Origin of the sequence: Enterobacter sp. 296B2, from assembly GCF_034106185.1 — a bacterium.
Lineage (GTDB): Bacteria > Pseudomonadota > Gammaproteobacteria > Enterobacterales > Enterobacteriaceae > Enterobacter > Enterobacter cloacae_N.
Genome location: NZ_JAWNCA010000001.1, coordinates 111,400 through 126,074 on the forward strand (window position 1 = coordinate 111,400; position 14,675 = coordinate 126,074).

Annotated in this window: 16 protein-coding genes; 12 read left to right on the forward strand and 4 right to left on the reverse strand. The window is 55.8% G+C overall.

From position 1 onward, the window contains the following. Nucleotides 1-362 precede the first annotated feature (362 nt). The 8 genes from URZ40_RS00555 to URZ40_RS00590 all read left to right on the forward strand — a co-directional run bounded on the left by URZ40_RS00555 (nt 363) and on the right by URZ40_RS00590 (nt 6,898). The gene (locus URZ40_RS00555) at nt 363-548 is read left to right on the forward strand and encodes a general stress protein (RefSeq protein WP_004150795.1); all 186 of its coding nucleotides are present in this window, start codon (nt 363-365) and stop codon (nt 546-548) included. Between the two features lie 94 nt (nt 549-642). Continuing rightward, nucleotides 643-1,137, forward strand: a complete 495-nt coding sequence (locus tag URZ40_RS00560; protein WP_059364306.1) for a ferritin-like domain-containing protein — start codon at nt 643-645, stop codon at nt 1,135-1,137. Nucleotides 1,138-1,160: 23 nt separating this feature from the next. Then, nucleotides 1,161-1,364 (forward strand): hypothetical protein, encoded by a 204-nt coding sequence (locus URZ40_RS00565; RefSeq protein ID WP_013096662.1) that lies wholly within the window; start codon nt 1,161-1,163, stop codon nt 1,362-1,364. A 25-nt stretch (nt 1,365-1,389) separates the two neighbouring features. Then, on the forward strand, nt 1,390-1,896 hold the full coding sequence (locus tag URZ40_RS00570; RefSeq protein WP_014831871.1) for a ferritin-like domain-containing protein: 507 nt from the start codon (nt 1,390-1,392) through the stop codon (nt 1,894-1,896). Between the two features lie 15 nt (nt 1,897-1,911). Beyond that, nucleotides 1,912-2,784, forward strand: coding sequence for a manganese catalase family protein (locus URZ40_RS00575; RefSeq protein WP_008502274.1), 873 nt, complete (start codon nt 1,912-1,914; stop codon nt 2,782-2,784). Between the two features lie 66 nt (nt 2,785-2,850). Continuing rightward, entirely contained in the window at nt 2,851-4,254 is a 1,404-nt protein-coding gene (locus URZ40_RS00580; RefSeq protein WP_028013105.1) for a cytochrome ubiquinol oxidase subunit I, read from the forward strand. Next, the gene (cydB, locus tag URZ40_RS00585) at nt 4,254-5,264 is read left to right on the forward strand and encodes a cytochrome d ubiquinol oxidase subunit II (RefSeq protein WP_320719564.1); all 1,011 of its coding nucleotides are present in this window, start codon (nt 4,254-4,256) and stop codon (nt 5,262-5,264) included. Before URZ40_RS00580 ends, cydB begins: the two co-directional genes overlap by 1 nt. 8 nt (nt 5,265-5,272) lie before the next feature. Then, on the forward strand, nt 5,273-6,898 hold the full coding sequence (locus URZ40_RS00590; protein ID WP_320719565.1) for an alpha-amylase family protein: 1,626 nt from the start codon (nt 5,273-5,275) through the stop codon (nt 6,896-6,898). Here the strand turns inward: URZ40_RS00590 and URZ40_RS00595 are convergent, their stop codons facing one another. From URZ40_RS00595 to URZ40_RS00610, 4 genes are read right to left on the reverse strand one after another with little or no spacing between them, the layout of a single operon-like run. Further along, complete coding sequence (locus tag URZ40_RS00595) at nt 6,899-7,885, reverse strand: SDR family oxidoreductase (RefSeq protein WP_320719566.1); 987 nt, start codon at nt 7,883-7,885, stop codon at nt 6,899-6,901. A gap of 17 nt (nt 7,886-7,902) precedes the next feature. Further along, nucleotides 7,903-8,421, reverse strand: coding sequence for a 2-oxo-tetronate isomerase (locus URZ40_RS00600; RefSeq protein ID WP_320719567.1), 519 nt, complete (start codon nt 8,419-8,421; stop codon nt 7,903-7,905). A gap of 11 nt (nt 8,422-8,432) precedes the next feature. Further along, a complete protein-coding gene (locus URZ40_RS00605; RefSeq protein ID WP_320719568.1) occupies nt 8,433-8,879 on the reverse strand; it encodes a YetF domain-containing protein in 447 nt (148 codons plus the stop codon). 9 nt (nt 8,880-8,888) lie between these two features. After that, entirely contained in the window at nt 8,889-9,392 is a 504-nt protein-coding gene (locus URZ40_RS00610; RefSeq protein ID WP_320719569.1) for a hypothetical protein, read from the reverse strand. A 139-nt stretch (nt 9,393-9,531) separates the two neighbouring features. Here URZ40_RS00610 and URZ40_RS00615 point away from each other — a divergent pair, with 139 nt between their 5' ends. From URZ40_RS00615 to URZ40_RS00630, 4 genes are all read left to right on the forward strand, one after another. Further along, nucleotides 9,532-9,921 (forward strand): YdeI family stress tolerance OB fold protein, encoded by a 390-nt coding sequence (locus tag URZ40_RS00615; protein ID WP_320719570.1) that lies wholly within the window; start codon nt 9,532-9,534, stop codon nt 9,919-9,921. Between the two features lie 64 nt (nt 9,922-9,985). Continuing rightward, nucleotides 9,986-10,870: an SDR family oxidoreductase gene (locus URZ40_RS00620; RefSeq protein WP_320719571.1), complete on the forward strand. Its 885-nt coding sequence runs from the start codon at nt 9,986-9,988 to the stop codon at nt 10,868-10,870. Between the two features lie 187 nt (nt 10,871-11,057). Next, nucleotides 11,058-11,981, forward strand: a complete 924-nt coding sequence (locus URZ40_RS00625; protein ID WP_316379105.1) for a LysR substrate-binding domain-containing protein — start codon at nt 11,058-11,060, stop codon at nt 11,979-11,981. A 253-nt stretch (nt 11,982-12,234) separates the two neighbouring features. Beyond that, on the forward strand, nt 12,235-14,616 hold the full coding sequence (locus URZ40_RS00630; protein ID WP_320719572.1) for a glucose/quinate/shikimate family membrane-bound PQQ-dependent dehydrogenase: 2,382 nt from the start codon (nt 12,235-12,237) through the stop codon (nt 14,614-14,616). Nucleotides 14,617-14,675: the final 59 nt, after the last annotated feature.

Consider the following 14,675-nt stretch of genomic DNA (forward strand, 5'->3'; position numbering starts at 1 on the left):
CAGGATTTTCCTTATAATTATTTATGGCTCAGTTTTCTAGCTATAAAGTATTAATTTTTCGCACGGTGCCGATTGCAAAATAATCAGTCATGGCACGCCCTTTATTTTATCTTCACCTTTCAACTTTTTAGTCGAAACTTAGGACTAATCTTAGCTAACGTTTACAAGTCCCTCCCACTTCTCAATATTTTCCCGTCAGGCGAAGCGCAAAGCGTTCAATATTCAAAAATAACGCAACCGCAAATAGCAAGACGCATTTGACGAATGCCCCATAGCGACTAAAGTTATTAATCGAACGACGAGTGATACGGAATATTTTCGTATCGTACTGACATAACCAATATATGAATATGAGGTTTAATATGGCAGAGCATCGTGGTGGTTCCGGTAATTTCGCTGAAGACCGTGAAAAAGCATCAGAAGCTGGACGTAAAGGTGGCCAGCACAGCGGTGGTAATTTTAAAAACGATCCGCAACGCGCATCTGAAGCGGGTAAGAAAGGGGGACAGAACAGTCACGGCGGAGGCCGTAAATCTGATAACTCCTGATCTTATTTAGTACTCTTTTAATAAAACCAGAGAGCATGCTGCGGGCTGAAAAGCTCGCAGTACCCTCTCCTTATTTTACCGGAGCGTAATAATTATGAATATGAAAAATGTTGAGGATGTATTTATTCATCTTCTCTCGGATACCTACAGTGCGGAAAAACAGCTTACCCGCGCGCTGAGTAAGCTTGCCCGTGCCGCTTCCAGCGAGAAACTGAGCGCGGCCTTTACCGCACACCTTGAAGAGACGCAGGGCCAGATCGAGCGTATCGACCAGATCGTCGAACAAGAAGACGGTATCAAACTCAAGCGCATGAAATGCGTGGCGATGGAAGGCTTAATTGAAGAAGCCAACGAAGTCATCGAAAGCACGGAAAAAAATGAAGTCCGTGATGCTGCCCTAATTGCCGCTGCGCAAAAAGTAGAGCATTACGAAATTGCCAGTTACGGTACTCTAGCAACGCTTGCAGAACAACTTGGCTATAAAAAAGCCGTTAAGCTTCTTGCCGAAACGCTGGAAGAAGAAAAAGAGACCGACCTTAAACTCACCGATCTGGCCGTTGGAAATATTAACCAAAAAGCGCAGAAATGACGCAATAATACAGGTTAAATAAAATGAGCATCAGTCCCAGGACAATTAAACGGTGCCATTTAACGGCAGCTATAATATGGTTCATTCTCGCTATCCCTTCCGTAATATGGTGGAAGAACAGCGTGCTATGGGTCATTATCATCAGCATTTACGCCAATATTGTCGGCCATTTATCTGGCTACAGTGCCGCGCGTGCCGATCAGGCTGCTGAGAGTGAGACCAAATAAGCGAACCCCTAATGAGGATACAATGATGAATCACGTAGAACACTACCATGACTGGCTACGCGATGCCCATGCGATGGAAAAGCAAGCCGAGTCAATGCTGGAATCCATGGCCAGCCGCATCGATAATTATCCCGATGTTCGCGCCAGAATTGAACAGCATATTAATGAGACAAAACGGCAAATTACATTGCTGGAGGAAATCCTCGACCGTAATGATATTTCTCGTTCGGTTTTAAAAGACTCGATGAGCAAAATGGCGGCGCTGGGTCAGTCCATCGGCGGCATGTTCCCGTCTGATGAAATCGTTAAGGGCTCAATCAGCGGCTATGTTTTCGAACAGTTTGAAATCGCCTGCTACACCTCCCTGCTCGCCGCCGCAAAAAAAGCGGGCGATACCGCCTCCGTGCCCGCCATTGAGACGATCCTGGCGGAAGAGCGCGAGATGGCCGACTGGCTGATTCGCCACATCCCGCAGACGACGGAACAGTTCCTGCTGCGTTCAGACGCATCGGGTGTCGAAGCGAAAAAATAACTCAGGAGAGTCTATATGTTTCGACACGTTAAACAGCTGCAATACACGGTTCGCGTTGCTGAACCGAACCCGGGTCTCGCCAATCTACTCCTGGAACAGTTTGGCGGGCCGCAGGGCGAACTGGCGGCCGCCTGCCGCTACTTTACGCAAGGGTTGAGCGATGACGATCCTGGCCGTAAGGATATGCTGATGGACATTGCAACCGAGGAGTTAAGCCACCTCGAAATCATCGGTACGTTGGTCGGCATGCTGAATAAAGGTGCCAAAGGCGCGCTGGCGGAAGGGGTGGAAAATGAGGCTGAGCTCTATCGGTCCATGACCGAAAACGGGAACGACAGCCACATCACTTCCCTGCTCTACGGCGGCGGCACACCGCTCACTAACTCGGCGGGCGTGCCCTGGACGGCGGCCTACGTCGATACCATCGGTGAGCCGACGGCGGATCTGCGCTCTAACGTGGCGGCAGAGGCCAGGGCGAAGATCATCTACGAACGGCTGATAAACGTCACTGACGATCCCGGAGTAAAAGATGCGCTGGCGTTTTTGATGACGCGTGAGGCGGCGCATCAGCTCTCCTTTGAAAAAGCGTTGCAGTCCATTCGTAATAATTTCCCGCCGGGGAAACTGCCGCCAATCGAGGAATTCACCAACAAGTACTACAATATGTCAGAAGGTGGAGAGGTTCGCGGAAGCTGGAACAGCGATAAGCACTTTGATTACGTTGAGTCCCCCCAGCCTGCGGTGGATGGCGGTGACGGCAGCGCCAGCGTGACGCTCACAACCGAACAGGCAACCCTGGTTAAGGCGATGTCTGCCCGCACGAAGTCCGATCCACATTCCGACCCGCTGACCGGTGCCGAGCTGGGCGCCGGAAAGACTAAACCGTAATCGGTTTTGCCGGTAGCCCTGCGCTACCGGTAATTCTCGTGCCCCATCGCTTCAGAGGTACGGACAATGTTCGAACTTGATGCATTCCATCTCGCCAGAATTCAGTTCGCTTTTACCGTCTCGTTTCACATTCTTTTCCCGGCGATTACCATTGGTCTTGCCAGCTATCTTGTCGTGCTGGAGGGCATGTGGCTGCGCACCAAAAACGACGTCTGGCGTTCGCTTTACCACTTCTGGCTCAAGATATTTGCCGTTAACTTCGGGATGGGGGTGGTTTCCGGGCTGGTCATGGCGTATCAGTTCGGTACCAACTGGAGCGGGTTCTCCCAGTTCGCGGGCAGCATTACCGGCCCCCTGCTGACTTACGAGGTGTTAACCGCCTTCTTCCTGGAAGCCGGCTTTCTTGGCGTTATGATGTTCGGCTGGAACAAGGTCGGCCCCGGGCTGCACTTCTTTTCAACCTGCATGGTGGCGCTCGGCACGCTGATGTCGACCTTCTGGATCCTCGCCTCCAACAGCTGGATGCACACCCCGCAGGGTTTTACGATTGAAAACGGACAGGTCATTCCGCAGGACTGGCTGGCGATTATCTTTAACCCCTCCTTCCCTTACCGCCTTATTCATATGGCCATCGCCGCGTTTCTGAGCAGCGCGCTGTTCGTCGGCGCGTCGGGCGCATGGCACCTGCTGCGCGGAAATGATACCCCTGCCATACGCACCATGTTCTCCATGGCGATGTGGATGGCGCTGCTGGTCGCCCCCATCCAGGCCGTGGTGGGCGACATGCATGGCCTGAACACGCTTGAGCATCAGCCTGCCAAAATTGCCGCCATTGAGGGGCACTGGGAAAATCCGCCCGGTGAGGCCACGCCGCTGCTGCTGTTTGGCCTGCCGGATATGGACGAGGAGCGCACCAAATACGGTCTGGAGATCCCCGCCCTCGGCAGCCTTATCCTGACGCACAGCCTGGATAAGCAGGTGCCGGCGCTGAAAGACTTCCCGAAAGAGGATCGCCCAAACTCAACCATCGTCTTCTGGTCGTTCCGCATCATGGTCGGGATGGGCCTGCTGATGATTACCCTCGGCCTGGTCAGCCTCTGGCTACGCTATCGCCACAGGCTCTATCACTCGCGCCCGTTCCAGTGGTTTGCCCTCTGCATGGGGCCCGCGGGTCTGGTGGCGCTGCTCGCCGGCTGGGTAACCACCGAAGTGGGCCGCCAGCCGTGGGTCGTCTACGGTTATCTGCGCACAATTGATGCGGTCTCCCTGCACAGCACCCTGCAGATGAGCATCAGCCTGCTGGCGTTCTTCGTTGTCTACTCGTCGGTGTTTGGCGTGGGCTATGTTTACCTCATCCGGCTGATTAAGAAAGGCCCGCAGCCTGTCGATACGCTGACCTCAAACACGTCGGGCACCCCCGCCCGTCCGCTGTCTGCCGCGGAGTCTGTTCCGGAACAGGAGAGAAACTGATGGGCGTCGATATCTCTGTTATCTGGTTTGCCATCATCGTCTTTGCCACGCTGATGTACATCATTATGGATGGCTTTGATTTGGGCATCGGCCTGCTGTTTAACTTCGTGGGCGATGCGAAAGAGCGGGATGTGATGGTCAACAGCGTAGCACCCGTGTGGGACGGCAACGAGACCTGGCTGGTGCTCGGCGGCGCCGGGCTGTTCGGCGCGTTCCCGCTGGCTTATGCGGTCATTATTGATGCGCTCACCATCCCCCTTACTGCGATGCTGATCGGCCTCATCTTTCGTGGGGTAGCCTTTGAGTTTCGCTTTAAAGCGACGCCTTCGCACCGCAAATTCTGGGACTACTCTTTCGCCGGTGGCTCCCTGCTCGCGACCTTCAGCCAGGGGATCGTCGTGGGGGCGGTGATCAACGGCTTTGAGGTTGAGGGCAGACGATTTGTGGGCTCGCCGCTTGACTGGCTGACGCCCTTTAACCTTTTCTGCGGTATCGGGCTGGTCGTCGCCTACACGCTGCTGGGCACCACCTGGCTTATCATGAAAAGTGAAGGCGCATTGCAGCACCGCATGCGCGAGCTGACCCGCCGCGTGCTGCTGGCCCTGGTGGTGGTAATCGCGGTCGTCAGCGTCTGGACGCCGCTCGGCTGGCAGTACGTAGCCGACCGCTGGTTTACCCTGCCCAACTTCTTCTGGTTCCTGCCAGTTCCGCTGCTGGTCGGGCTTTTCAGCGTGCTGATCTGGCGCCTGACCCACAACCCGAGCAGCCACTCGCGTCCCTTCCTGCTGACGCTGGGGCTGATTTTCCTCGGCTTTAGCGGCCTGGGTATCAGCCTGTGGCCGAACATTATTCCACCGCGCATCACTCTGTGGGAAGCCGCAGCGCCCCCCGCCAGCCAGCTGTTTATGCTGGTCGGGACCCTGCTGATTATTCCGGTGATTCTGGTGTACACCGCCTGGAGCTACTATGTCTTCCGGGGAAAAGTGTCGGATACTGAAGGCTATCACTGAGGAACGCTATGACGGACTGGCATACACGAGCCATTATCTACCAGATTGATACCGCGCTTTTTTACGATATGAACGGCGATGGCTGCGGGGATATCGCCGGGATAGCGGCCAAGCTGCGCTATATTCGCCGCATGGGGGCGACGGTTATCTGGATCACCCCGTTTTACCTCACGCCCTTTCTGGATGAAGGCTACGACGTCAGCGACCATCTGCAGGTGGATCCCCGCTTCGGAAAACTGGCCGATATCATCGCCTTTATCGAACAAGCCCGGGAGCTGGGCATGCAGGTCATTATTGAGCTGCTGATCCAGCACACCTCCGACGCCCATCCCTGGTTCCAGCAGGCTCGCCGCAGCCCCACCTCACCGTATCGCGACTACTATCTCTGGTCGGATAACGACGACGACGACACGCCACCCATGTTCCCCGGCGTGGAAAAGAGCATCTGGACCTGGGATGACGAGGCGGGACAGTATTACCGGCATATGTTTTATCGTCACGAGCCGGATCTGAACCTGACCTCGCCCGCTGTGCTTAAAGAGATTGAGAATATTATCCTCTTCTGGCTCAAGCTGGGCGTGTCCGGGTTTCGCCTCGATGCAGCATCCCACCTCACCACGCAGGCAGGAAACGGTGATGAAAAAAAGGGCCTGTGGATCCTGGAGCATATGCGCCGTCTAATCCAGGAGCGTAATCCGGACGCCATCCTGCTCGGTGAAGTGGACGTGGACGTTGAGACCTATAAAGACTACTTCGGCAATAACGACCGCCTGCATCTGGTGCTTAATTTCTGGCTCAACAAGTATTTCTACGTCAGCCTGGCCAGGAAAAGCGCTCGCCCACTGCGCAACGCGGTGAAGAAAATGATCGTCCCGCCCGATTCATGCTGCTTTGCCAACTGGCTGCGCAACCATGACGAGCTGGATCTGGAAGGGATTAGTCAGAAAGATAAACAGTTTGTCCTCGACACCTTCGCCCCTGACGAGGAGATGAACGTCTATCAGCGCGGGATCCGCAGACGCCTGGCGCCGATGCTGAATGGCGATCAAAAGCGGCTGGCGTTCTGCCACGCGGTGCTCTTCTCCCTGCCGGGCGTGCCGGTGATGCGCTACGGAGATGAGATCGGCATGGGTGATGACCTGGAGCTGGAGGAACGCTACGCCGTTCGCACCCCGATGCAGTGGGCAGGTTCGCAGGGCGGCGGTTTTTCGGCGGCCGATCCTGAAAAATTTATTGCGCCGATAATCGACCACGGACCCTATCGCTATCAGAAAATCAACGTCGCCGATTCGCTGCTTCACCGCAACTCGCTCCTGCACCGGATAATCGATATTGCCAATACCCGCTCGGAGTTCCCCGAAATTGCCGTGGCGCCCTTTCGCCTCATCACCCTCGATCATGACGCGGTGCTGGGGATCTATTACGAGACCGACGAGCGCAGCATCCTGACATTCGTTAACTTCAGCGACCAGCCCGTTCAGTTCACCGCAAAGGGGATCCGCAACGCCACCTGGACCGCCTGCCTTGAGGACAAACGCTACGACGACGCGCTGGTTTGCGGCAAAACCGTCGAGCTCAGTATTAGCGGCTACGGCTACCGATGGTTCTGGACGCACCGCAGCGCGCTGCGCTGATTAGCGTTTCCGCCGGGCGATCAGACGGGTCAGCATAATCCCCGCCACCGCGAGCGCCCCCAGCGCCACCTTACCCGGCATACCGGAGGTGACGGACGGGGCGCGGTCTTTTGCTTCGTCCGTAAAACGCCCATGGATTTTGTGCAGGTCGTTAACCGGCTGGTCGAGATAGTCCCGGCGATCCGCTGCGTTCAGATCGTCGGTCATCTGGCCTTCCCAGGCCTTTTTCACCATCAGCCGGTCAAGGTAGCCTGGGAAGAGGAATTGCCCGACGATGGACTGGATGGTGCTGCTGCCCACCCACAGCTCGCGCACCGGTTTCTGTGCAACTTTAAAGATGGCCCTGGCGGCGACTTCAGGCTCAAAGACCGGCGGCACCGGGCGCATAGCCCAGGCAAACTTATTCCTCGCCCATTCGAACTGCGGCGTATTGAGGCCCGGCATTTGAACCATCGAAAGCTGTACCCGGCTGTTCTCGTGCATTAGCTCAGTTCGCACCGCATCGGTGAACCCGCGGATCGCCGCTTTGGCTCCGCAGTAGGCCGACTGCAAAGGGATGGAACGGTAGGCCAGCGCGGAACCCACCTGAATAATCACGCCCCTGTCGCGAGGCACCATCAGCTCCAGCGCGGCGCGGGTGCCGTTGACAAACCCGAGGTAGGTAACATCCGTCACGCGACGAAACTCATCCGGCGTCAGGGTACGAAACGGTGCCAGCACGGCCCCCATCGCATTGTTGACCCAGACATCAATCGCCCCGAGGCGATACTCGATCTCATTAGCCGCATCCACCACCGCCTGGCTGTCGACGACGTCCGCCTGCACCGCATGGGCATTAACACCAAAGCGGCGCAGCTCTTCCTGGGTTGAGTGCAGGCTGGCTTCATCGCGGGCGATAATCCCCACATTGTAACCTGCCTTTGCAAAGTGCAGCGCCGTGGCTTTTCCCACGCCCGCCGTCCCGCCGGTAATCACTATGACCGCCATAGAACCTCCGCGTGAATTTAGCCGTTATTGCCGTCCGACAGTTTTGTTACCAGTTCCGCGAGCGAGTAGTGCACCGCTTTCTTCACCACATCCTCACAGTCGCCGGAGAAAAGGACGGTGCGGGTTTCCGTCTCGCCGCGCACATTCCAGGCAAAGCAGACCGTACCCGCCGCGGTGCCGTCATCGCCCCCTTCCGGGCCCGCATAGCCGCTGATAGCGATGCTGATATCCGCCCGGGCAATGTCGCGGATGCTGGCGGCCATCTCGGTCACCGTCTGTTCACTGACGGCGGTGTAGCGCGCCAGCGTCTCAGGACGCACGCCGAGGATCCGCGATTTGGCTTCATCGCTGAACACAACCAGCCCGACATCATAAAAATCGGCCGTGTTTTCCTCTGCACACAGCGCCACCGAGAGCTTTCCTCCCGTGCAGGATTCCGCCGTGGTTAAGCGCAGCCCGGCATCGGTTAATTTACTCGCCAGCTTTTTGGTGAGTTCACTCACGGTAAAATGACTGTCGTGTAAAAGATTGCTCATCTTTCCGCCTCTTATTTCTCAAAAGGAATGATTGAAATATGACCATTGCGCTCAAGTATGGCATATTTAATTCCACTCATTTCTGTAATGCCATTATTCTGTCGCGCTGACACCAGAATATCATCACAGGACACGTCGACTTTTTTTAGCTTATCCGCGAGCGGCACGCCGTTTTCAACCAGAATTACCGGCGTACCATCCAGAATATTCTCCACCGGTGAAAAATACTTCTTCATAAGCCCAAATATAATGTCAACTACCACCAGTGTGGTAATGGTAATCATCGCGCCGGTGACGGAGAAATCCTGACCCAGAAGCGCCTGTTGCGTCGCCTCACTAATAATCAAGAGGAGGATGAAATCAAAGCTGGTCATCTGCAGCAGCGCGCGACGCCCCGCCACTTTAAATACCACCACGAGAAACAGATAAATCGCCAGCGCGCGAAAGACCATATCCATATCAGCCTCCTACGGATAAATAAATTGCCAGATATTTATCTCTGGCTCGTTGTTGACGCGGATGACGGTGTTCCATTTACCGGCTCTGGAAGGCGTCGTGAAGTATAAAACAGAGAAATTGTCTGATTTTTGCAGGTTGTCATAGACCAAATAGAGGGTTTTTTCATGGCTATACATTTTGTCCGGCTGCGGCCAGACGCTGCCGGGCTTGTACACGTCGCTGCTGTCGCTGGTCAGGCTGAGGGTATAGCTGCCCTCCGTTTTCACCGGGAACGTGAACTGCATTCTTGACTCCGTCTCCCGCCTGCCAAAACGTTCATAGTTTATGCTCAATGAGTTAGCGGAATTGGTTTTGGCCGTCTCGCTCACCATTCCGCTGGAAAAAAGACCGGCAACCGCTGCGATGATAATAACCAGGAGGACCACTAAACCCACCTGCCGAAATGTATATTCGAACCTCAGCAAGCGATAACTCTCATCTATCCCGGGTAACTTTTCATTTTCACGCTTCATGGCCGTCGTCACCGTTTCGCTTATTTAATGATAGTTTTGATTTCAAAAGAGAATGTTTTTAAGACTTATCACATTTGCCACATAAAGGAATAGCAACAATACTTAATATGTCAAGACACTCAAAAATGAAGGATATCAGATGAAATTATCACTTATTTCCGCTTTTTTGATATTTCTGGTTCCAGCCGCATGGGCTGATAATAACGGCGGGTTACAAAAAGGTGAAGCACCGCCGCCACCCCACGCGCTGGACAGCGGATATCGTGGAGCCGACGACGCGCGTATTATGACCATCGAACAGGCAAAACAAATGCACGATGGTGCGACAATTTCATTGCGCGGTAATCTTATTGACGGTAGCGGCGATAAGTTTGTATTCCAGGATAAAACCGGAAAAATCGACGTTATTATTCCCCAGGCAGTCTTCGACGGCAGAACGGTAAAACCCGATCAGATGATCAGTATCAACGGTTCGCTTGATAAAAAATCATCTCCTGCCGTCGTTCGTGTTGATCGTTTGCAGAAATAATTCAGCGAAGCGTTAACGCTGCAGCTATCCATCAAATCTCACCCCTTGGCTTAAGGAGTCAGCTATGAGTGATACAACACAACGTACGAACGCTTACCCGCAGCCCCCGTTCCCGGAACAGCCGCAAACGCCGCCGGGACTGGCATCCGAAATGCAGCCGGTACCCGACCACGGGGAAACAAGCTACAAAGGACATGGCCGCCTTGCCGGCAAAAAAGCGCTGATTACCGGTGGTGACTCCGGTATCGGTCGCGCGGTCGCTATCGCCTTTGCGCGTGAAGGCGCTGACGTTGCGATCAACTATCTGCCTGAAGAAGAGAAAGATGCCGCCGAGGTGATCGATCTGATCAAAGCGGAAGGTCGTAAGGCCATCGCGCTGCCCGGAGACGTCCGGGACGAAACCTTCTGTCAGAATCTGGTCGAAGAAGCCGTCTCGAAGCTGGGCGGGCTGGATATTCTGATCAACAACGCAGGCCGTCAGCAATACCGGGAATCCCTTGAAGAGCTGACCACCGAAGATTTTGACGCGACGTTTAAAACCAACGTTTACGCCCCCTTCTGGATCACCAAGGCGGCTCTGCGCCACCTGAAAGCGTCGTCCGTGATCATTAACACCTCTTCCGTTCAGGCGGTGAAGCCCAGCCCTGTTTTGCTTGACTATGCCCAGACGAAAGCCTGTCTGGCGGTGTTTACCAAATCCTTAGCCAAACAGCTGGGTCCGAAAGGGATTCGCGTCAACGCGGTCGCCCCCGGCCCGTACTGGACGGTACTGCAGTCCAGCGGCGGGCAGCCGATGGATAAAGTGAAGGAGTTCGGCGGTGATACCCCGCTGGGTCGTCCGGGGCAGCCCGTCGAGATTGCTCCGCTGTACGTCACGCTGGCCTCCGACGAATGTTCCTTTACCTCCGGTCAGGTGTGGTGTTCTGACGGCGGCGACGGCGTGATTTAAAAATGCGTTACCCTTTTCTCCCTTCCTCGCAGTGAGCAATAAATGAACAAGGACGTTCATCACCCGCCTTGCCTGAAAAACATGTTGTAACTCAAACAGATCAAATGTTAAAAATATTTTGCTATCAGGTTATCAAAATTAAACAACTTAACTTGTCACCCGCATCGCTCTGTTTTTAACATCGCCTATGGAAAAAAATGGTCTGTTCAGTCAGCGCATACGCTTGCGCCATTTGCATACATTTGTGGCCGTCGCTCAACAGGGAACGCTGGGGCGTGCGGCTGAAACTCTTAACCTGAGCCAGCCTGCGCTCTCGAAAACCCTCAACGAGCTGGAACAGCTGACCGGCGCCCGGCTATTTGATCGCGGTCGGCTTGGGGCACAGCTGACTCTGGTAGGCGAACAGTTCCTGACGCACGCCGTAAAGGTGCTGGATGCGCTCAACACCGCCGGCCAGTCCCTGCACCGAAAAGAAGAGCTCTCCAGCGAGGTGGTTCGCGTCGGCGCCTTGCCAACCGCGGCGCTGGGGATTCTGCCGCCTGTTATTGGTCAGTTCCACAAGCAGCAGCGCAATACCACTATTCAGGTTGCTACCATGAATAACACCATGCTGCTCGCGGGGCTTAAATCCGGTGAACTGGATCTTGGTATCGGTCGAATGTCCGACCCTGAACTGATGGGCGGCCTCAATTATGAACTGCTGTTTCTGGAATCCCTGAAGCTGGTGGTTCGTCCCGATCACCCCCTGCTTCAGGACACCGTGACGTTAAGCCGGGTGATGGAGTGGCCGGTAGTGGTTTGCCCAAAAGGGACCGTTCCGCGCCAGGCCGCTGAAACTTTGCTGCAGATGCAGGGGTGTACGCTGTCTTCAGGGTGTATCGAAACGCTTTCGGCCTCCCTTTCGCGTCAGCTCACCCTGGATTATGACTACGTCTGGTTCGTGCCTTCCGGTGCGGTAAAAGACGATTTGCGACAGGGGACGCTGACCGCCCTGCCGATCACCTCCCCCGGTGCGGGCGAACCCATCGGCATTCTGACCCGGGTGGATACCCCACTTTCCACGGGCGCACAAACGCTGCTGAGCGCCATTCGCAAATCCATGCCTGTCTGAACTCTTACCCCTCACCCTAACCCTCTCCCCTTAGGGGAGAGGGAACTGGCCTGTGCGTTAATCAAATAATGCGGAATGATTCATTAACAATTGCGCAAAACAATTTAACAGTTTTATCATAGCCACGAATTCACCAAATGGTTCGCATATCATTTTATAAATACGAATTCACTCGTGTTAATCATTGTGTTCCCCGCATTTTTTATCCAAATGGTACACATCCGGCACGGCGGGGGATTTAAAGGAGACAGAAATGGCATTTGGCAGCGCGCCGCGCGGGGTACCTCGTATTCTGCAGTGGCTTCTTGTCGGACTGATGATGCTCATCGGTCTGGCGGTCGGCGGGTTGGGCTTTAAGCTCGCCACCGTAGGCGGAAGTTTTTACTTCCTGATAATGGGCGTGGTGATGGTCGTTGCCGCGCTCCTGATTTTCCTCAATCGCAGCAGCGGGATCCTGCTTTACGGCATCGCGTTTATTGCCTCGCTGTTCTGGGCTGTAAGCGATGCGGGCTGGGATTTCTGGCCGCTCTTCTCTCGCCTGTTCACCTTTGCCGTACTGGCCTTCCTCTGCGCCATCGTCTGGCCTTTCCTGCGTGCTGCGAACCACAGCGCCGCGAACAAGGCGCCCGCTTTTGGCGTCGCGGTCGTGCTCGCGCTGGCGATGCTGGTCAGCCTCGGCTGGATGTTTAAACCACAAACCCTCGTGGCCGCGAACGAGCCCGTTCCGGTTAAACCCGTCGCACCCGGCGAGCAGCAAAAGAACTGGGAGCACTGGGGCAATACCACCCACGGCGACCGTTTCGCCGCGCTGGACCAGATCAACAAGCAAAACGTCAGCGATCTAAAAGTTGCCTGGGTTGCGCACACTGGCGATATTCCGCAAAGCAATGGCTCCGGCGCGGAAGATCAGAACACGCCGCTGCAGGTTGGCGACACGCTATATGTCTGTACCCCGTACAGTAAAGTACTGGCGCTGGACGTGGATTCCGGTAAAGAGAAATGGCGTTATGATTCCAAAGCCACAGCCCCGAACTGGCAGCGCTGCCGTGGCCTGGGCTATTTTGAAGATCGCGCAAGCGTGACAACGTCACAAACAGACACATCGCCTGCGGCCTGCCCTCGCCGTCTGTTCCTGCCGACCACCGATGCCCGCCTGATTGCCATCAATGCGGATACCGGCAAGGTCTGCGAAGACTTCGGCGACCATGGCACCGTTGATCTGAGCGTCGGCATGGGCGAGATCAAGCCCGGGTATTATCAGCAGACCTCCACGCCGCTGGTTGCCGGCAATGTCGTTGTCGTCGGCGGCCGCGTCGCGGATAACTTCTCCACCGGCGAACCGCCGGGCGTGGTGCGCGCCTACGACGTTCACACCGGTAAACTGGCGTGGGCGTGGGATCCGGGTAATCCGAACCTGACCGGCCTGCCACCGGAAGGCCAGACCTACACGCTCGGCACGCCGAACGTCTGGTCAGCGATGTCTTACGACGCTAAGCTAAACCTGATCTATCTGCCAACCGGCAACGCCACTCCGGACTTCTGGGCGGGTGAGCGCACCGCGCTGGACGATAAATACAGCTCTTCCATCGTCGCCGTTGACGCCGCCACCGGACAGGTCCGCTGGCATTTCCAGACCACCCACCACGATCTGTGGGACTTTGACCTGCCTTCCCAGCCCCTGCTGTACGACCTGCCGGACGGCAAAGGCGGCACCACACCTGTGCTCGTCCAGACCAGCAAGCAGGGCATGATCTTCATGCTTAACCGCGAAACCGGCAAGCCGGTGGCGAAGGTAGAGGAACGTCCCGTTCCGGCGGGTAACGTTGAAGGTGAACGCTACTCTCCGACCCAGCCGTATTCCGTGGGCATGCCGATGATTGGCAACCAGACGCTGACCGAGTCCGACATGTGGGGGGCGACGCCTGTTGACCTGCTGCTGTGCCGCATTCAGTTTAAAGAGATGCGTCATCAGGGCGTCTTCACCCCGCCGGGTCTCGACCGTTCCCTGCAGTTCCCCGGCTCGCTCGGCGGAATGAACTGGGGCAGCGTCTCCGTTGACCCGAACAACAGCCTGATGTTCGTCAACGATATGCGCCTGGGCCTGGCAAACTACATGGTGCCGCGCGCGAACGTGGCGAAAAACGCCAGCGGCATTGAGATGGGGATTGTCCCGATGGACGGTACGCCGTTCGGCGCGATGCGCGAACGTTTTCTGTCGCCGCTGGGCATTCCGTGCCAGAAGCCGCCGTTCGGCACCATGTCGGCCGTTGACCTGAAAACCGGCAAGCTGGTGTGGCAGGTCCCTGTCGGCACGGTGGAAGATACCGGCCCTCTGGGCATTCGCATGCACATGCCAATCCCGATCGGTATGCCGACGCTGGGCGCGTCACTGTCAACCCAGTCCGGTCTGCTGTTCTTCGCCGGCACCCAGGATTTCTACCTGCGCGCGTTTGATACCGCCACCGGGAAAGAGATCTGGAAGGACCGTCTGCCGGTCGGCAGCCAGTCCGGCCCGATGACCTACGTCTCGCCGAAAACCGGTAAGCAGTACATCGTGATTAACGCCGGGGGCGCCCGCCAGTCGCCGGATCGCGGTGATTACGTTATCGCGTACGCGTTACCCGATAAGCAGTAACAAATGAAAAAGGGACCGAAAGGTCCCTTTTTTTTCCCGGTGGCGCTACGCTTACACGG